We start from the raw sequence: 17864 nt of genomic DNA on the forward strand, positions 1-17864 counted from the left end.
GCCCGGATTGGCCCGGGTCCTGGTGGCCATCAGGCGGTTGTGGCAGCTCCCTCGCTGAAACGGGCCAGCCCGCGGCCAGTCAGGCACAGGCCAAGGGAGAAGGCCAGGGTCGGGCCGGCAAAGAACAGCAGGGACATCCACCCGCTCTTGAAAGGGTCGAGATGACGGTAAGCGAGCCACAGCTCGAACAGCTTCAGCACCAGCCAGGGCCATGGCAAGGCCAGCACCAGCCAGAGGACATTGCCCAGCAGGCGCCGGCCCAATCGTGCCCGCCCTTGCACCCGGCTCACCACAGCCACGGCGACCAGCAGCCCGGCCGCCACGCAGTACTCCATCCGTGGGCTGGAGGGTAGCTCGTCATACAGCCGTACCAGCCCCGCCGCCCCCAGGCCCAGCAGCAACATGAGCCCCCAGGTGCGCCACTGGTGCTGCTGCCCGGCCAACATTTGCACCCCCCCGCCGCCCACCAGTAGCGCAGCGCCCGTTGCGACAATGCCCAGGCCGGACCAATCGCTGTACAACACCAGCCACATCAGCAACAGCCCCTGCAGCAGGCCGACGCCCAGGCAGAACTTGAAGGATTGCAGAGTCGCGGACATTCCAGCTCCATTGGAAGGTAATCGAAGGGCGGCGAGTCTAAACCAGGATGGCAGCGTCCGGTGATATCCAGGCAATCAATGCCACAGAGCGGCCCCGGCATTCCTTCCTGACGCCAGCGGTGTAGAATCGGCGAATTCATCGCCAGTCATCCCCCGGCGGGTTTATGAGCTCAGGCTGAGGCGCGCGGCGATCCCGCGGCGTCATCGGCAGCTTTCGGACACACGGCCATTTCTGAGTGTTCCCAAGGTCAATAGAAGCTCACTCCCCATTTGTTACCTGATTAGCCGCCCGGAGTGCTCCATGCCTGATTACCGCTCGAAAACATCCACCCATGGCCGCAACATGGCCGGCGCCCGCGCCCTGTGGCGCGCCACGGGGATGAAAGATGCCGACTTCAAGAAGCCGATCATCGCCATTGCCAACTCCTTCACCCAGTTCGTCCCGGGGCACGTGCACCTGAAGGACCTGGGCCAGTTGGTGGCCCGTGAGATCGAACGCGCCGGTGGCGTGGCCAAGGAATTCAACACCATCGCCGTGGACGACGGCATCGCCATGGGCCACGACGGCATGCTGTATTCCCTGCCGAGCCGCGAGATCATCGCCGACTCCGTGGAATACATGGTCAACGCCCATTGCGCCGACGCCATCGTGTGCATTTCCAACTGCGACAAGATCACCCCCGGCATGCTGATGGCCGCCCTGCGCCTGAACATCCCGGTGATCTTCGTCTCCGGCGGCCCGATGGAAGCCGGCAAGACCAAGCTCGCCAGCCATGGCCTGGACCTGGTGGACGCCATGGTCATCGCCGCCGACTCCAGCGCTTCTGACGAGAAGGTTGCCGAGTACGAGCGCAGCGCCTGCCCGACCTGCGGTTCGTGCTCCGGCATGTTCACCGCCAACTCCATGAACTGCCTGACCGAAGCCCTGGGGCTCGCCCTGCCGGGCAACGGTTCGACCCTGGCCACCCACAGCGATCGCGAAGAGCTGTTCCTGCGGGCCGGGCGCACCATCGTCGAGCTGTGCCAGCGCTACTACGGCGACAACGACGAGTCGGTCCTGCCGCGCAACATCGCCAACTTCAAGGCGTTCGAGAACGCCATGACCCTGGACATCGCCATGGGCGGTTCCACCAACACCATCCTGCACCTGCTGGCCGCCGCCCAGGAAGCCGAGATCGACTTCGACCTGCGGGACATCGATCGCCTGTCGCGCCACGTGCCGCAGCTGTGCAAAGTGGCGCCGAACATCCAGAAGTACCACATGGAAGACGTGCACCGCGCCGGCGGCATCTTCAGCATCCTCGGCGAACTGGCCCGTGGCGGCCTGCTGCACACCGACCTGCCCACCGTGCACAGCAAGAGCATGGCCGAAGGCATCGCCCAGTGGGACATCACCCAGACCAGCGACGAAGCCGTGCATCACTTCTTCAAGGCCGGCCCGGCGGGCATCCCGACCCAGACGGCGTTCAGCCAGTCGACCCGTTGGGACAGCCTCGACGATGACCGTGAAAACGGCTGCATCCGCAGTGTCGAGCATGCCTACTCGAAAGAAGGCGGCCTGGCCGTGCTCTACGGCAACATTGCCCTGGACGGCTGCGTGGTGAAGACCGCCGGTGTCGACGAGTCGATCCATGTCTTCGAAGGCAACGCCAAGATCTTCGAGAGCCAGGACAGCGCGGTGCGCGGCATCCTCGCCGACGAGGTGAAGGAAGGCGACATCGTGATCATCCGTTACGAAGGTCCGAAAGGCGGCCCGGGCATGCAGGAAATGCTCTATCCGACCTCCTACCTGAAGTCCAAGGGCCTGGGCAAAGCCTGCGCCCTGCTCACCGACGGCCGCTTCTCCGGCGGCACCTCGGGCCTGTCCATCGGCCACGCCTCGCCCGAAGCGGCAGCCGGCGGCGCCATCGGCCTGGTGCAGGACGGCGACAAGGTACTGATCGACATTCCCAACCGCTCGATCAACCTGTTGGTCAGCGACGAGGAACTGGCGGCCCGCCGTGTCGAGCAGGACAAGAAAGGCTGGAAACCGGTGGAAGCGCGCCCGCGCAAGGTGACCACCGCGCTGAAGGCCTACGCCCTGCTGGCCACCAGCGCCGACAAGGGTGCGGTGCGCAACAAGGCCATGCTCGACGGCCTGTGATCGTAGCCCGCCAATGAAAATGCCCCGCCAAGTGCGGGGCATTTTTTTTGACCTAGCCGGCGCTTGCGCTGGCAGCCTGGCCCCGTAGGAGCCGGCTTGCCGGCGAAGGCAGCGTTGAACCTTGCATCGCCCTTGACCGCGCCTTCGCTGGCAAGCCAGTTCCTGCAGCAGCATTCAAGGTGGTGGCGCCGCCGCTGAAGCGGTGCCGGGAGCTCAAGGCATGCGTTCGCCCAATTGCCCGCGCAGGAAGCGATACAAGCCATCGGCGCTCTTGCGATAACCATCGGCGGTCAGGTGGATCAGGTCGTTGCGGGCCAGGTCGCTGCCCTGCCATTTGCTGATGGAGCAGTCCCCCCCCATGAACGCCTGCCAGTCCCAGAACAGGGTGCGACTGTTCTTCGCCACGTCCTTCTGGATCTGGATGATCTGCCGCAACGGCTGGGGCTGGGAGGCCGCGCAACTGCCAGCATTGCGACGCTTGATGGAATCCGGCGGCCCCACCAGCAAAATCACGGTCTTGGGCAGGTTCTTGCGCAACAGCGCGACCTTCTCCTGCAACTGGCTGCGGTACAGCTGCAGATCCAGGTCGTCGTCGAAGGCTTCGTTGGTGCCGTAGGCCAGCACCACCATGTCCGGGCGCAGGGCCTTGAGGGCTTCCAGCCAGCCGGGCTGCCACTTGTCCAGCACGTCCAGGCGTGCACCGTTGATCCCCAGGGCGGAATAGATCACCCCGGCGCTCTTCTGCCCGAGGATGTTCCAGCCGCCCAGGGCCAGTCCCTGGTTGCTGGCCACGTTCAGGTCCAGGGGCAGGGTCAGGTTGTTGAACGGCGGGCTGAAGCGCCATTGCCCCCCCGTAGCGGCCAGCATGCGGCTGCTTTTGTTGAGGTTGTCCCGGGCGGTCAGGGTGCTGTTGCTGGACGCCTGGTACAGCGCGGAAATCCGGTACTGCTGGTTGCTCGGCTGGCGTTCGGCGATATGCACCCGCGCGCCTGGGGTCAGGGGCAGCGACAGGTAGCCGCCCAGGGGAAACTGGTTGCTCTGCTGGTTGCGTGCCGATACCAAGGACCACTGGCGCTTGGCGGCGCCGAGAATCACCCGCTCATAGCGGGTGCCGGGCACCGGCGTGGCTGCCACGAAACCGATGCCGCCATCGCCGTATTGCGCCTGCAGCAGGCGCCGCACCTCACCGCTGAACAAGTCGGCGGCGGTGTGGGAGTCGCCCAGTTGCACAATGGTGATGGGGGTGCGGTTGGAAGTGCTGAATTTGCGTGCCAGCAGCGCCAGGTTCGGGTCGGTCCCGGTGGTCAGGACTTTTTTCGCCTTCATCCCGGACTTGGCCAGCGCCGAAGCGGGAGTGGCCTGGACCTCGGTGGTCGGGCTGCAACTGCTCAGCAAGGTGATGCCCAGCAACAGCGCAATGCCTTGCAGTCGCCCCATAGTCAGTGCTCCGTCAATTGTTGGCTGGGAAAGTTGATCAGCGAGATCACACGCTCAGCGATCAGCTTCTGCCCAGTGGTGGTGAAATGGATACCGTCGTCGACCCGGGTCTTGACCTTCTTGCCATCGCCGGTGGTGCGGTAATAGGAGAATTCGTCGCTCTGGTAACCGAGAATCTCGTTGGCCGAGACGTAGTGCTGGTGGTACTGCTCGATCTGGCCCTTGTACAGCTGGCTCAGGTAGGCCATGGCTGTAGACAGCTTGGGCTTCTCCATGTTCGGCGGCCCGACCCAGATCACCTGCACATTATGCGCCTGGGCGGTGTCGAGGATCGAATCGATGCGCTGGCGATAGGCTTCTTCCCAGTCCGGGGTCTTGAAGCGCAGGAACGGCTTGCCCTTGACCACCGGCATGTCCCAGGGGTCGTTGGGGCCGAGGAAAATCACCATCAGGCGAATGTTGGGGTTGCTGGCCAGGGTGCTTTCAACCGTCTTGGGCCAGTTGAAAAAGCTCGGGTAGGCAAGGCCGGTGCTCTGCTTGCTGAGGTTCAGGCTCTTGACGTTGTAGCGTTTGCGCAAGGTGTTGGCCATGTGTGGCGCCACGCCCTGCATCAGGGAATCACCGACGAAGAACACTTCATCCCCGGTGGCCAGGCTGGCCTTCAGAGGCGTGGTTGCCCCCGGCTCGACCTTGGGCGGATGGCTGACCACCGGGGCCACGGCCACCGGCTGCGGGTGCACTGCAGCCGGCGCCTGCGGAGCGGGATGCACGGGGGCCGGATGCACCGGCGCAGCATGGTCGGTCGCAACCGGCGCAGGTACGGGCGCAGACACCTCGGCCAGCGTAGGCAAAGGAGGCAGCTCTTGCTCCGCGGCGGCCTCGGCCACCATCACCTGGCCGGTAAAGCTGCCGACAAAGGCCACCCGGGCATTTTCCAGGGCCTGGTTGAGTTGCGCGCCAAAGCGCCACTGCGGGTTCTGCGACAACCCCGGGACCTCGCAGTCGTCGTGGTACTTCTGCTGGCAGTAGAGGCGGATCGACTGCTGGTTGAACCACACCAGCAGCAGGCTGGTGACCACCAGGGCGTAGAAGACCTTGGCCGCGCTACCGAGGCTGATCGACAAGGGCGAACGGTTAGAAACTGGCATAGATGAACCCCGGCACGCCCGACGGAGAGGCGAAGATGACCACGCAGATAAACAGCCCCAGCGGCACTGGATAGAACAGCCACGGCAAACCGGTGGCGGCATCGAACAGGCGGCGCAGCAGCGCCACGATCCGTGGGTAGAACGCAACGAACAGCAGGCAGCCCAGCAGGCTGGCGCCGCCGCCGAGCAGGCCGCCCAAGGACAGCTCGCCCAGGCCCTTGAGCATGTCCATGGCATCGGACAGGGTCGCGCAGCGGAAGAAGATCCAGGCGAACGCCACATAGTGGAACGTCAACAGCCGCGCCATGAGGTCGGCGCCGATCCAGCTCGGCCCCCGGGCCAGCAGCGGGCTGCACAGCTTGTACAGGGCCAGGCCGATACCGTGCAGCGCGCCCCAGATAATGAAGTTGGCGCTGGCGCCGTGCCACAGGCCGGAAATCAGCATCGCCAGCAGCATGTTCAGGTTGCCGCGCCACACCGGGCCACGGTTGCCCCCCAAGGGGATGTACACATAGTCACGGATGAAGGTCGACAGGCTGATGTGCCAGCGGCCCCAGAATTCCTTGAGGTTGCGCGCCGCGTAGGGGTAGTTGAAGTTCTGTGGCAGGCGGAAGCCCAGCAGCAGGGCGATGCCCGTCACCAGGTCGGTGTAGCCGCTGAAGTTGAAGTAGATCAGGAACGAATAACCGTAGACCGCACGCAGGATCTGCTCGGCAGAATAGGCCACCGGGCTGTCGAATACCGGGTCGACCCATTCGTTGGCCAGCCAGGAACTGAGGAAGAACAGCTTGACCACCGCCACCGCGATCAGGCCCAGGGCGCGCTGCGGCTCCAGCACCTGGCGCAACTGCGGCGGGTTGATCTGCGCCAGCATGGGAATCGCCCGGTTCACCGGACCGGCGATCAGGCTGGGGAAGAAGGCCAGGTAAAGCGCCAGGTCGAAGGGCGAGCCCGGGGTCAGCTCACGGCGGTTGATCGACACCAGGTAACTGACCGAGTGGAAGGCATAGAACGACAGCCCCACCGGCAGCAGCACCTCCAGCAGCGGCAGCGACACCTCGACACCGAACTGGGCGAAGGCGTTCTGCACCGTACTGGTGAAGAAATCCTGGTACTTGAACAGGTAGAACGCTCCGAGCACCAGCAGCAGCATCAGTCCGTTGACCCAGCCGCGCCCGGGGTAACGCTGGCTCAACAGGCCGAGCAGGTACACCAGGGCCGTGTAGCCCAGCAGGATGTAGAGGAAGTTCAGGCTGAAGCTGGCAAGGATCGCGTAACTGGCGACCAGCAGCAGGACGTTCTGCAAGCGCAGGCTGAAGCCCAGGCCCCAGTACAGAACGAAGAACAGGATGAAGCAGAGGCCGAATTCGATCGAGAGATAGCTCACAACGTAGTCCATTACGTGCAGTCGGGGACAAACCCGGCACAAGGGAGAGCAGGCGGGGGGATGGGAAACGGACGCGATTATGGCAGAGGGGGTTTGGCAGTCACAAGTTGAAACATTCTCCGCCTATAACGGACGCCGGCTCCGCACCGAACGACAGACACCCCTTGCAGGAGCTGGCTTGCCAGCGAAGGCGTCCGCGAGGGCGACGCCCGGCCCAATGGCCTCTTCGCCGGCAAGCCGGCTCCTACAAATAGATCGCCGGCCTACCGTAGGAGCTGGCTTGCCAGCGAAGGCGTCCGCGAGAGCGACGCCCGGCCCAATGGCCTCTTCGCCGGCAGCCGGCTCCTACAGAGGGGCGGTGTAGCGGGCAGGCTTACTGGATGTCTTCGGGCTTGACGATCACCCAGTTCTTGTCGGCAGTCACCGGCAACCCTTCCTTGGCCTGGGCCGCGGCGTGCTTGGCGATCATGCCGTTGAGCTGGGTCATGTACTTGTCCTTGCGGTTGATCCACAGGTGAATGCCGCCCTTGGCCACGTCAACATCGTGGAACAGCATGTAGCCGTCGCTGGTGGGGGTGTCGCCGCCCACCAGCACCGGTTTCTTCCACTCGTCGATGTAGGTCAGGATCGCCGCATGCTTGCCCGCCATCCAGGTGGCCGGGGTCCACAGGTAGGGGGTCAGTTCAAGGCCGAGGTTGGCCTTCTCGTCATATTTGCCTTCGCTGATCTGCTTGCGCGCGGTGGTCAGGGCGCCAGTCTTGCGATCCTTGAGCAGGGTGGTCACGCCGATGACGTTCTGCGGCTTGACGTTGTAGCCGTACTTGGGATCGGCGGCGACCATGCGCACCAGCTCTTCGGAGGCGGCGGTCATCACATAGACCTCGATACCGTTCTCCATCAGCTTGTTGTACAGCTCGACCTGGCCGGTGAAGACCTTGGGCGGGTTGACCTCGATGGTCTTGACCACATCACCGTCGTAATAGGTGCTCGGCACCGGCTTGCCGGAAGCCATCAGCTCATCGACATAGCCCTTGAGCTCCTTGAGGGTAAAGCCGGAGAACACCTGGGCGACCCAGGGGTAGCAGACCATGTCGTCGATTTCACAGAGGCGGTAGTAGTAGCTGAACAGGCTTTCCTTGTGCTCGGCGGTGTCCTTGAACGGGATCAGCTTGAGCGACGGGTCAAGCGTGTCGCGGGTAATCAGGCCCTTGTTTTCCATGAAGGGCAGCAGGGATTCTTCCAGGTCGTAGCGGTAACTGGTGTTGTCCATGTCGAACACCGCGTAGTTACCCTTGTTGGCATTGGCCGCGATCATAGCGTCCAGCTGCTTGGCCTGTTCCGCGGGCCAGTGCTTCAACTCGGTGGCCAGGGCCTGGCCGGCGAGGCCCAGGCAGAGTGCGACTGCGAGCAATTTCGGAGCGAGTTTCATCGGCGGTTTTCTCCCTGAGTGAAAGCCTTCGACGCTAACAAATCCCTGTGACAGTTCTCGTCTCCACGCGACCGCTTGCGTCCCGTAAGCGCCAGCCACATGCGCCTGAACGTCAATCGCTTATTCCAAAAACGACAGTTGCCATGCGATATCGTTATTAATTCAATAGATTTCAAGCTGTTAGGCTTGCCGGTTCGCAATCGCCCTGAGCCGCGATTGGCACAAGCCTTATCGGAGCCCCAATGAATCTGCCGCTGTTCCTCAACCTGCTGGTGTTCCTGGCCTTGCTGCTGGGCCTGGCACAAACCCGCCATACCACCTGGAGCCTGGCCAAGAAAGTCCTGCTGGCCCTGGTGCTGGGCGTGGTCTTCGGCATCGCCCTGCACAGTATCTACGGCGCCGGCAACCCGGTGCTCAAAGCCTCCATCGCCTGGTTCGACCTGGTGGGCAACGGCTACGTGCAATTGCTGCAGATGATCGTCATCCCCCTGGTGTTCGCCTCGATCCTCAGCGCCGTGGCCCGCCTGCACAATGCTTCGTCCCTGGGCAAGATCAGCTTCCTGACCATCGGCACCCTGCTGTTCACCACTGCCATTGCCGCGCTGGTGGGCATCGGCCTGACCAACCTGTTCGGCCTGACCGCCGAAGGGCTGGTGGCCGGCACCCAGGAAATGGCCCGCCTGCAAGTGATCCAGAGCGATTACGCAGGCAAGGTGGCCGACCTCAACGTGCCGCAGCTGCTGCTGTCGTTCATCCCGCAGAACCCCTTCGCCGACCTGGCCCGGGCCAAGCCGACCTCGATCATCAGTGTGGTGATCTTCGCCGCCTTCCTCGGCGTCGCGGCGCTGCAGCTGCTCAAGGACGATGCCGACAAGGGCCAGAAAGTGCTCAACGCCATCGACACCCTGCAAGCCTGGGTGATGCGCCTGGTGCGCCTGGTGATGAAGCTCACGCCCTACGGTGTGCTGGCGCTGATGACCAAGGTGGTGGCCGGTTCCAACCTGCAGGACATCATCAAGCTGGGCAGTTTCGTGGTGGTGTCCTACATCGGCCTGGGGCTGATGTTCGTGGTCCATGGCCTGCTGGTGGCACTGGCCGGGATCAACCCGCTGCGCTTCTTCCGCAAGGTCTGGCCAGTGCTGACCTTCGCCTTCACCAGCCGCTCCAGCGCCGCCAGCATTCCCCTGAGCATCGAGGCCCAGACCCGGCGCCTGGGCATTCCCCAGTCCATCGCCAGCTTTGCCGCCTCGTTCGGCGCCACCATCGGCCAGAACGGCTGCGCCGGCCTGTACCCGGCCATGCTGGCTGTGATGGTTGCCCCGACCGTGGGCATCAACCCGCTGGACCCGCTGTGGATCGCCACCCTGGTGGCCATCGTCACCCTGAGTTCCGCCGGCGTTGCAGGCGTGGGCGGCGGCGCGACCTTCGCCGCGCTGATCGTACTGCCGGCCATGGGCCTGCCGGTGTCTCTGGTGGCGCTGCTGATTTCCGTGGAGCCGCTGATCGACATGGGCCGCACCGCGCTCAACGTCAGCGGTTCGATGACCGCAGGCGCGATCACCAGCCAGGTGATGCAGCAGACCGACAAGGCGCTGCTGGACGCCGATGAGCACGAAGAACTGGCTCAGGCCTGATTGATCTCTTCGCCGGCCCGCCGGTTCCTTCGGGAGCCCGGCTGGCTGGCGGAGCGCTCAGCGCTTCTCCCACACCTCGAAGCTGTACGCCGGCTTGTCCCCTTCCGCCGGGTTCGGCACCTCTGACACCCGCTTCCACTGTTGCTCATCGAATTCCGGAAACCAGGCATCGCCCTGCGGATTCAGCGCTACCCGCGTCAGGTACAGGCGATCCGCCTGCTCCAGCCCCTGGCTGTAAAGCTGTGCGCCACCGATCAGCATCAGCTCGCTGGCGCCCTGCTCCAGTGCCCACTCCTCGGCCCGGGCCACTGCCGCCTCCAGGGAGGGGTAGACCTCGGCACCTTCGAGCACCAGGCCGGTCTGACGACTGACCACGATATTCAACCGCCCCGGCAACGGCCGGCCGAGAGAATCCCAGGTCTTGCGCCCCATGATGATGGGCTTGCCCAGGGTGGTGGCCTTGAAGAATTTGAAATCCCCCGGCAAATGCCAGGGCATGCTGTTGTCGACGCCGATCACGCGGTTTTGTGCGAGGGCCGCGATCAGGCTGAGAGGGAGAGATTTTTTCATGCCGACGAGGATACCAGAGGACCAGGACCTGGCAACGTACCCCGATCCGCGCTGCAGCAGTTATGCTCAGCGCACTTTTGAGCGATGGAATGACGCGTGACTGCACTGACTCCCCTGCAACGCCTGTGGCTGACCGAAACCGTGCGCCTGCGCGAGGAACACGCCGGCCCGCTGGAAGATCAGGAAGCCAATCGCCTGGCCCGCAACCAGGGCGGCGACCTGGCGACCCGGATCCAGAACCGCGCCCTGTGGCTGGCCCAGCGTGACGGCCTGCACAGCGCCCTGCTGCACTGGCACCAGGGCGCACGCCTGGCCCTGCTGGCGCTCTCGGTTCTGGCGGTGATCAGCGGTGCCGGCCTGGCCTTCAGCGCCCTGGGCAGCACCCAGCAACCGGTGAACGTGTTCTGGGCCCTGGGCAGCCTGCTGGGAATCAACCTGATCCTGCTGCTGAGCTGGCTGGCAGGCCTGCTGTTCGCCGGCGAGCACGGCGCCAGCCTGGGCCGCCTGTGGCTGTGGCTCAGCGAGAAATTCTCCCGCGATGCCAAGGCCGCGCAGTTGCCGCCGGCCCTGCTGCTGTTGCTGCAACGGCGCAAGCTCAACCGCTGGGCCCTGGGCAGCCTGATCAACGGCCTGTGGTGCCTGGCCCTGTTCAGCGCCGTGGTCATGTTGCTGTTGCTGCTGACCACCCACCGCTACAGTTTTGTCTGGGAAAGCACCCTGCTGGGCAGCGATGCCTTCGTGGCCATTACCAACACCTTGAGTGCCCTGCCCCGTGGCCTGGGCTTTGGCGCGCCGAGCGTGGCGAGCATCCAGGCCAGCACCCGGGATGTCTACAACACCGAACTGATCCGCCAGTCCTGGGCCATCTGGCTGGTGGTGCTGGTGACGATCTACGGCGTGCTGCCGCGCCTGCTGCTGATGCTGTTCTGCCGCTGGCGCTGGAAACACGGGCAGGCGCGCCTGCAACTGGACCTCAACCTGCCGGGCTACGCCCAATTGCGTGAGCGCCTGATGCCCAGCAGCGAGCGCCTGGGGGTCAACGATGCGGCCCCCGAGCAGTTGCACCGGGTCGAAGGCGGCGTCAGTGCCCAGGACAGCAGCGGCGCCCTGCTGGTGGCCATCGAACTGGACAACCAGCGCCCCTGGCCGCCGCAACTGCCCGAGAGCGTCAAGGACGCCGGCATCCTCGACAGCCGCGAGTCGCGCAGCCGCCTGCTGGAGCAGATGAGCCGTTTCCCCCCGGCGCGCCTGGTGATCGCCTGCGACCCGCGGCGCTCGCCGGACCGAGGCAGCCTGGGGCTGATCGCCGAACTGGCGCGCAACGCCAGCGCCACCCGGGTCTGGCTGCTGCAAGCCCCGCCCGGCCAGGCCCTGGACGCCGATCGCCTGGGCGACTGGCACAGCGCCCTGCACCAGCTGCAGCTGCCCTTCGCCGATTGCGCCCCCCTCGACTGGCTGGAGAACGGTCATGACTGATACCCGCCACAAGCCACTGAAACTCGCCGTGGTCGGCCACACCAACGTCGGCAAGACCTCGCTGCTGCGCACCCTGACCCGGGACGTGGGTTTTGGCGAGGTTTCCCATCGCCCCAGCACCACCCGGCATGTGGAAGGCGCCCGCCTTTCGGTGGATGGCCAAGCCCTGCTGGAGCTCTACGACACCCCCGGCCTGGAAGATGCCATCGCCCTGCTGGATTACCTGGAGCGCCTGGAGCGCCCGGGCGAACGCCTGGACGGCCCGGCGCGGATGGCGCGGTTTCTCGACGGTAGCGAGGCTCGCCAGCGCTTCGAACAGGAAGCCAAGGTCCTGCGCCAGCTGCTGGCCTCGGACGCCGGCCTGTATGTGATCGACGCCCGCGAGCCGGTGCTGGCCAAGTATCGCGATGAGCTTGAAGTGCTCACCGGTTGCGGCAAGCCGCTGCTGCCAGTGCTGAACTTCGTCAGCAGCGCCGACCAGCGCGAAGGCGACTGGCGCGATGCCCTGGCCCGCCTGGGGCTGCACGCCCTGGTGCGCTTCGACAGCGTGGCGCCACCGGAGGACGGCGAACGGCGCCTGTATGAAAGCCTGGCGCTGCTGCTGGAGCACGCACGCCCGGCCCTGCAACGCTTGATCGACGACCAAGAGGCCCAGCGCCTGGCCCGCCAGCACAGCGCAGCGCGGCTGATTGCCGAGCTGCTGGTGGACTGCGCCGCCTGCCGCCGCAGCGTAGCCAGCGACGCCCAACAGGAACAACAGGCCATAGGCGAACTGCGCCAGGCCATCCGCCAGCGCGAGCAGCGCTGCGTCGAGGCCTTGCTCAAGCTCTACGCCTTCCGCCCCGAGGATGCGTCGGCCAGCGACCTGCCGCTACTGGACGGGCGCTGGGGCGACGACCTGTTCAACCCGGAAACCCTCAAGCAACTGGGGGTGCGGGTGGGCAGTGGCATCGCCGCCGGAGCCGCGGCCGGCGCTGGGGTGGATTTGCTGGTGGGTGGCTTGACCCTGGGGGCCGCGGCGCTGGCCGGGGCTATTGCCGGCGGCGCCCTGCAAACCGCCCGCAGCTACGGCAGCCGCCTGCTGGGCAAACTCAAGGGCCAGCGCGAGCTGACCGTGGACGACAGCGTGCTGCGCCTGCTGGCCCTGCGTCAGCGCCAGCTGGTACAGGCCCTGAACCTGCGCGGGCATGCGGCCATGGACAGCATTCGCCTGGCCACGCCGGAGGACAAGAGCTGGCGCGAAGGCAAGTTGCCAGAGGCCCTGAACAAGGCCCGGGCGCACCCGCAGTGGTCATCGCTCAACCCGCAGAAGCGCCTGAGCCAGGCCGAGCGCCAGGAGCAGATCGAGGCGCTGGCTCAACATCTGCTGTAGCCGCTGCCGAGCCCGCGAGGCTGCGCAAAGGGCCGCAGGACCTTCAACAACCCCAAAAGCGGCACCTGCTGCGGAGCCGCTCGCAGCCTACGGCAGCGGCTACAAAAACCAAGCCTGTACCCGCTAAAGCAATGCCAGCGCCTTGTCCTTGAGCACCTGCAAATCCATCACCGGCACCCACATTTCCTTGGCCTGCTCGTCCCAGTGGCGCATGCGCAAACTCACCGCCCACAACGGGTCGAGTTCGAAGGCTGCCGCCTCTGCCGCGCTCATCACCCCACCCTGGTATTCCAGGGTGCGCCGGCTGGCTTCGCTCAGCCGCTGGTAATAACCGGGGTCCTTGAAGGTCAGGTAGCGCTTGGCCTGGACGTGGTATTCCACCAGCCGCGCCAGGCGTTCGCTGAAACCCGCCCGGCGCAGGTAGTCCGCCCCCAGGCGCTCATGGCTGACCACGCCGAAGCCGCCCATGTTCTCGGCATCCTGCTGGCAGATATGCCCGATATCGTGGAAGAACGCCGCCAGCACCACCTCGTCGTCATAACCTTCCGCCAGGGCCAACTGAGCAGCCTGGGACATGTGCTCGATCTGCGACACCGGCTCGCCGATGTAGTCGCAGTCGCCGAAACGCTCGTACAGGCCGAAGACCTCGTCGACCACCTGCTGTCGCCGCTCCATCACGCTTCCTCCAGCAGTCGGGCGATATTGCCCTCGGCCATGGCCGGGCCAACGCTCATGCCGACCCCGGTGTGCATCAGGGCCACATGGACCCCGGGGGCCGCCTCCAGGAAGGAGAACGGCGCCGGGCCGCGCGCGCCGTAGACACCCTGCCAGCGCTCCACCACCCGGACCCTGCAACCCAGGGTCTGCTCGGCCAGTTCGAGCAGCCAGTTGTCCACCTGTTCAGCATTGAACGGTGAAGGATCGCTACCGTAATCGTGGGAATCGCCGATGATCAGCTCACCGTAGGGAGTCGGGCTTATCAACAAGTGGATACCATGCTCGTGCAGATGGGGCGCCTCGCGCAGAATCTGCGTTTGCACCGCGGCGGCTTCCGGCAGGTCGGCGAAGGCCCCGTAGTGCACGCAACTCAGACCGGTCAGCAAGGCATGTTGCAGGTTGAGATTGGCCTCGGGCCGCGCCCGGAGCATCTGCAAGCGGCAGATCTGTGGCTGCAAGGCAGCGATCTGATCCGCCAGTAGGGTCTGATAATCGTGCCCCGAACACAGCACGATCCGCGGCGCGTGGAAGTTGCCGGCGGTGCTGCGCAACTGGCCCGGCTGGATATCCCGCACCAGGGTCGAGAAGTGAAACTGCACCCCCAGGTCCCGGCGCAGGTAGTCGATCAACTGCGGGATCGCTTCACGGGAATACAGCTGCTGGTCGTCCAGGCCGTGCAAGGCCGCCCGGTGATGGCGGAACTGGCCGCCGTACAGATCATTCAGCGCCGCGCCCTGGAGCAGCTCGACGCGGTAGCCGTGCTCCAGCGCACGCCCGGCGCAGAAGGCTTCGAGCAACTGCTCCTCGGCTTCACTGCGGGCGAACAGGAAAGAGCCGTTGCGCTTGAGTTGCAGGCCCGCCAACTGCTGCCAGTCGGACCAGATCTCGCGGCTGGCCCTGGCCAGCTCCAGCATGGTGCCCGGCGGCTGGCCGGTGACCAGGGCCTGACCGAAGTTGCGCACCGAAGCGCCCAGGGGCGTGGCGCTGCGCTCGAAAACGTGCACCCGCAGACCGCGTTTGGCGGCGGCATAGGCATGGGACAGGCCCAGGATGCCGGCGCCGACGATCAGCAGATCGCTGTGATTGGTCATGAGTTGTTTCCTGGATGGGGAGCGCCTTCGCCGGCAAGCCGGCGAAGGCGATTGATCGGCTACTGCTTGGCAACCTTTTCCGACTTGCCGTCATAGCGCTTGCGCCATTCGGCGAGGATCTCGTCGCGGTTCTTCGAGGCCCAGGCAAAGTCGTTCTTGATCAAGCGCTGCTCGTAGTCGGCCGGCAGTTCGGTCTGCGGCTTGGCGATGCCCGGCTGGGCCAGCACGGCGAAGTTTTCCTTGTACAGCTCCATGGCCTCGGGGCTGGCGGAGAAGTCGGCGAGTTTCTTCGCCGCCTCTTCATGAGGCGTGCCCTTGATCACCGCGGTGGCTTCGATTTCCCAGCCCAGGCCTTCCTTCGGCAGGACGATGTCCAGCGGCGCGCCCTGGCGCTTGAGCTGCACGGCCGGGTACTCGAAGGAGATGCCAATCGGGAATTCACCGGCGGCGGCCAGCTTGCAGGGCTTGGAACCGGAGTGGACGTACTGGCCGATGTTCTGGTGCAGCTCATCCATGTACTGCCAGCCCTGCTTCTCGCCGAAGGTCTGCAGCCAGGCGCTGACGTCGAGGAAGCCGGTGCCCGAGGAGGCCGGGTTGGGCATGACGATCTTGCCCTTGTACTCGGGCTTGGTCAGGTCCTGCCAGCTCACCGGCTTGGTCAGGCCCTGCTTTTCGGCCTCCACGGTGTTGAAGCAGATGGTGGCGGCCCAGACGTCCATGCCGACCCAGGCCGGTGGGTTGGCGGCGTCGCGGTAGTTCGGGCCGATCTTGCCCAGATCCTTGGGCGCGTAGCTTTGCAGCATGCCCTGCTGGTCGAGGATCGCCAGGCTGGACGCGGCCAGGCCCCAGACCGCATCGGCCTGCGGGCGGGCTTTTTCCGCCAGCAGTTTGGCGGTGATGATCCCGGTGGAGTCACGCACCCACTTGATCTCCACGTCCGGGTTGGCCTTTTCGAAGGCTTGCTTGTAGGACTTCAGTTGCTCGGCTTCAAGGGCCGTGTAGACCGTCAGCTCGGTTTTCGCAGCAAAGGCGTTCAGGCTGACAGCAGAGAGGACGGCAGCGGCAAGAGCCAGGGGCTTGAACATGGTGCGGTTCCTTAGTGAGTGCAGATCAGAGTGGGGGTGGGTGAAGCGCATCAGTGGCCCGGCGTGCCCTGGCGCCAGGCCTGGGAACGGCGCAGCAGGCCGCGCGAAGCCCAGGCCAGGAGCAGCGAGACGCCGGCCGAAGTGAACAGGATCAGAGTCGACATCGCCGCGGCACCGCCGACGTTGCCGGCGTCGTCCATGTTCAGCACGGCGACGGCGGCAAGGATGGTGTCCGGGCTGTAGAGGAAGATCGCCGCCGACACCGTGGTCATGGCCGAAACGAACAGGTAGCGCACGATATCCAGCAGCGCCGGCAGGCAGATCGGCACGGTAACCCGCAGGTAATGCCGGTACAGCGGCGCCTTGAGCGACAGCGCGGCCGCCTCGAATTCGGCATCCAACTGACGCAGGGCGGTGGTGGCGGTCATCTGCGCGGTGGTCAGGTAGTGGGCGATGGCGCACACCACCAGCAGGGTCATGGTGCCGTAGAACACATGCAGCGGGTTGCCATTGAGGTTGAAGAAGAAGACGTAGCCCAGGCCCAGCACCAGCCCGGGCACCGCCATGGGCACGAAACTGAGCATGCGCAGCGCCAGGTTCAAGCCGCGCTGGCCGTTGGTCTTCTCCATCAGGTAGGCGCCGGTAAAGATCACCACGCTGCCGATCAGCGCCGTGCACAGGGCCATGGTCAAGCTGTTGCGGTAGGCCAGCCAGCCACCGCCGGCGGTGTCGTTGAACTGGTAGTGGTTCAGCGACAGCGACAGGTTGTAGGGCCAGAATTTCACCAGCGACGAAAACACCGCCATGCCGAACACCAGCAGCAGGGCCGCGCAGATCAGCAACACAATGGCCAGGTAGCAGCCATCGCGCAGCCGCGACGGCGCTGGCTTGAATACCTGGGCACGGCCGCTCATGGAGTCGCCATGGCGCCGGCGCAGCCAGGCGTCGACACCGAAGCTGAACAGGGCCGGCAACAGCAGGACCATGCCGATCAACGCGCCGCGGCCGAACTGCTGCTGCCCCACCACCGCCTTGTAGGCTTCCAGGGCCAGCACCTGATAGTCGCCACCCACTACCACTGGCACGCCGAAGTCGGTGATGGTCAGGGTGAACACCAGGCAGAAGGCGGCGAACACCGCCTGCCGAGTGGCCGGCCAGGTGATACTGCGAAAGGCCTTGGCGGGGCTGGCGCCCATGCTCGACGCGGCGTCGAACAGCCGCGCGTCCGCCAGGGACAGCGCCGAGAGCAGGATCATCAGGGCATGGGGAAAGGTGTAGATGACCTCGCCGAGGACGATGCCCCAGAAGCCGTAGATGTTCTCGGCGAACAGGCCACGCAGCATCCCCTGATTGCCAAACAGATAGACCAGGGCAATGCCCGGGAGCATCGACGGCGCCATCAGCGGCAACAGCGACAGGCCGCGCCAGATGCCCTTGCCGGGAATCAGCGTGCGTTGCAGGGCGTAGGCGAACAGGTAGGCCAGGGGCACGACGATAGCGGCCACACTGAGGGAGACTTTCAGGCTGTTGCCCAGCAACCAGTGGAAGTTTTCGCTGGCCACCAGCTCGCGAGCCGCCAGCCAGCCTCCACCCTGCCCGGCCTCGGCGCTGAAGCCGCGCCAGAAGATCGCCAGCAGGGGCAACAGCACCGCTACACCCAACAGGACCAGAAGCAGGACCTTGCCGCCGACGACAAAAATACGGTCGCCGATCTCGGCACGAGAAGCCTGGCGCGCCAGCTTGGCAGGTAGCGGCAGGGACATTGGCACGCTCATC

14 protein-coding genes are annotated in these 17864 nt (G+C 65.2%); 4 read left to right on the forward strand and 10 right to left on the reverse strand.

Going from position 1 to position 17864, the window contains the following annotated elements; all coding sequences use genetic code 11:
* Positions 1 to 29 precede the first annotated feature (29 nt).
* Positions 30 to 599, reverse strand: a complete 570-nt coding sequence (locus ABCR88_RS31085; protein WP_350403835.1) for a hypothetical protein — start codon at positions 597 to 599, stop codon at positions 30 to 32.
* A gap of 301 nt (positions 600 to 900) precedes the next feature.
* Here ABCR88_RS31085 and ilvD point away from each other — a divergent pair, with 301 nt between their 5' ends.
* Positions 901 to 2742 (forward strand): dihydroxy-acid dehydratase, encoded by a 1842-nt coding sequence (ilvD, locus tag ABCR88_RS31090; protein ID WP_072443548.1) that lies wholly within the window; start codon positions 901 to 903, stop codon positions 2740 to 2742.
* A gap of 213 nt (positions 2743 to 2955) precedes the next feature.
* Here the strand turns inward: ilvD and ABCR88_RS31095 are convergent, their stop codons facing one another.
* The 4 genes from ABCR88_RS31095 to ABCR88_RS31110 all read right to left on the reverse strand — a co-directional run bounded on the left by ABCR88_RS31095 (position 2956) and on the right by ABCR88_RS31110 (position 8143).
* Positions 2956 to 4179: an SGNH/GDSL hydrolase family protein gene (locus ABCR88_RS31095; protein ID WP_015637386.1), complete on the reverse strand. Its 1224-nt coding sequence runs from the start codon at positions 4177 to 4179 to the stop codon at positions 2956 to 2958.
* A 2-nt stretch (positions 4180 to 4181) separates the two neighbouring features.
* Positions 4182 to 5327 carry an SGNH family hydrolase gene (locus ABCR88_RS31100; RefSeq protein WP_015637387.1) on the reverse strand — a complete coding sequence of 382 codons (1146 nt, stop codon included), beginning with the start codon at positions 5325 to 5327 and terminating at the stop codon, positions 4182 to 4184.
* The gene (locus tag ABCR88_RS31105; RefSeq protein WP_026020235.1) at positions 5314 to 6714 is read right to left on the reverse strand and encodes an MBOAT family O-acyltransferase; all 1401 of its coding nucleotides are present in this window, start codon (positions 6712 to 6714) and stop codon (positions 5314 to 5316) included. The genes ABCR88_RS31100 and ABCR88_RS31105 overlap by 14 nt, the downstream gene beginning before the upstream one ends.
* Before the next feature lie 373 nt (positions 6715 to 7087).
* The gene (locus tag ABCR88_RS31110; protein WP_210671499.1) at positions 7088 to 8143 is read right to left on the reverse strand and encodes a haloacid dehalogenase-like hydrolase; all 1056 of its coding nucleotides are present in this window, start codon (positions 8141 to 8143) and stop codon (positions 7088 to 7090) included.
* 242 nt (positions 8144 to 8385) lie between these two features.
* On the opposite strand from ABCR88_RS31110, the gene ABCR88_RS31115 reads away from it, so the two are divergent.
* Positions 8386 to 9777: an L-cystine transporter gene (locus ABCR88_RS31115; RefSeq protein ID WP_041120276.1), complete on the forward strand. Its 1392-nt coding sequence runs from the start codon at positions 8386 to 8388 to the stop codon at positions 9775 to 9777.
* A 57-nt stretch (positions 9778 to 9834) separates the two neighbouring features.
* On the opposite strand, the gene ABCR88_RS31120 is transcribed toward ABCR88_RS31115, so the two are convergent.
* Positions 9835 to 10347 carry a dihydrofolate reductase gene (locus ABCR88_RS31120; RefSeq protein ID WP_041120278.1) on the reverse strand — a complete coding sequence of 171 codons (513 nt, stop codon included), beginning with the start codon at positions 10345 to 10347 and terminating at the stop codon, positions 9835 to 9837.
* Between the two features lie 96 nt (positions 10348 to 10443).
* Here ABCR88_RS31120 and ABCR88_RS31125 point away from each other — a divergent pair, with 96 nt between their 5' ends.
* Together ABCR88_RS31125 and ABCR88_RS31130 are read left to right on the forward strand one after the other, a co-directional pair.
* Positions 10444 to 11823: a DUF2868 domain-containing protein gene (locus tag ABCR88_RS31125; protein ID WP_041120280.1), complete on the forward strand. Its 1380-nt coding sequence runs from the start codon at positions 10444 to 10446 to the stop codon at positions 11821 to 11823.
* Positions 11816 to 13195 (forward strand): GTPase/DUF3482 domain-containing protein, encoded by a 1380-nt coding sequence (locus tag ABCR88_RS31130; protein ID WP_041120281.1) that lies wholly within the window; start codon positions 11816 to 11818, stop codon positions 13193 to 13195. The genes ABCR88_RS31125 and ABCR88_RS31130 overlap by 8 nt, the downstream gene beginning before the upstream one ends.
* Positions 13196 to 13318: 123 nt before the next feature.
* On the opposite strand, the gene ABCR88_RS31135 is transcribed toward ABCR88_RS31130, so the two are convergent.
* The 4 genes from ABCR88_RS31135 to ABCR88_RS31150 are packed head-to-tail and all read right to left on the reverse strand — an operon-like array spanning position 13319 to position 17863.
* Positions 13319 to 13870, reverse strand: coding sequence for a phosphonate degradation HD-domain oxygenase (locus tag ABCR88_RS31135; protein WP_019095932.1), 552 nt, complete (start codon positions 13868 to 13870; stop codon positions 13319 to 13321).
* Positions 13870 to 15003 (reverse strand): TIGR03364 family FAD-dependent oxidoreductase, encoded by a 1134-nt coding sequence (locus tag ABCR88_RS31140; protein WP_041120283.1) that lies wholly within the window; start codon positions 15001 to 15003, stop codon positions 13870 to 13872. Before ABCR88_RS31140 ends, ABCR88_RS31135 begins: the two co-directional genes overlap by 1 nt.
* 59 nt (positions 15004 to 15062) lie before the next feature.
* On the reverse strand, positions 15063 to 16088 hold the full coding sequence (locus tag ABCR88_RS31145) for a putative 2-aminoethylphosphonate ABC transporter substrate-binding protein (protein ID WP_011064061.1): 1026 nt from the start codon (positions 16086 to 16088) through the stop codon (positions 15063 to 15065).
* 50 nt (positions 16089 to 16138) lie between these two features.
* A complete protein-coding gene (locus ABCR88_RS31150; RefSeq protein ID WP_350403837.1) occupies positions 16139 to 17863 on the reverse strand; it encodes a putative 2-aminoethylphosphonate ABC transporter permease subunit in 1725 nt (574 codons plus the stop codon).
* Position 17864 lies beyond the last annotated feature (1 nt).

It is taken from the genome of Pseudomonas sp. W17 (genome assembly GCF_040268305.1).
Taxonomy (GTDB): Bacteria; Pseudomonadota; Gammaproteobacteria; order Pseudomonadales; family Pseudomonadaceae; genus Aquipseudomonas; species Aquipseudomonas protegens.

Coding starts and splice junctions, on each gene's coding strand:
- ABCR88_RS31085 (WP_350403835.1), bottom strand. CDS start 599: ATGTCCGCGACTCTGCAATCCTTCAAGTTCTGCCTGGGCGTCGGCCTG.
- ilvD (WP_072443548.1), top strand. CDS start 901: ATGCCTGATTACCGCTCGAAAACATCCACCCATGGCCGCAACATGGCC.
- ABCR88_RS31095 (WP_015637386.1), bottom strand. CDS start 4,179: ATGGGGCGACTGCAAGGCATTGCGCTGTTGCTGGGCATCACCTTGCTG.
- ABCR88_RS31100 (WP_015637387.1), bottom strand. CDS start 5,327: ATGCCAGTTTCTAACCGTTCGCCCTTGTCGATCAGCCTCGGTAGCGCG.
- ABCR88_RS31110 (WP_210671499.1), bottom strand. CDS start 8,143: ATGAAACTCGCTCCGAAATTGCTCGCAGTCGCACTCTGCCTGGGCCTC.
- ABCR88_RS31115 (WP_041120276.1), top strand. CDS start 8,386: ATGAATCTGCCGCTGTTCCTCAACCTGCTGGTGTTCCTGGCCTTGCTG.
- ABCR88_RS31120 (WP_041120278.1), bottom strand. CDS start 10,347: ATGAAAAAATCTCTCCCTCTCAGCCTGATCGCGGCCCTCGCACAAAAC.
- ABCR88_RS31130 (WP_041120281.1), top strand. CDS start 11,816: ATGACTGATACCCGCCACAAGCCACTGAAACTCGCCGTGGTCGGCCAC.
- ABCR88_RS31135 (WP_019095932.1), bottom strand. CDS start 13,870: ATGGAGCGGCGACAGCAGGTGGTCGACGAGGTCTTCGGCCTGTACGAG.
- ABCR88_RS31140 (WP_041120283.1), bottom strand. CDS start 15,003: ATGACCAATCACAGCGATCTGCTGATCGTCGGCGCCGGCATCCTGGGC.
- ABCR88_RS31145 (WP_011064061.1), bottom strand. CDS start 16,088: ATGTTCAAGCCCCTGGCTCTTGCCGCTGCCGTCCTCTCTGCTGTCAGC.
- ABCR88_RS31150 (WP_350403837.1), bottom strand. CDS start 17,863: ATGAGCGTGCCAATGTCCCTGCCGCTACCTGCCAAGCTGGCGCGCCAG.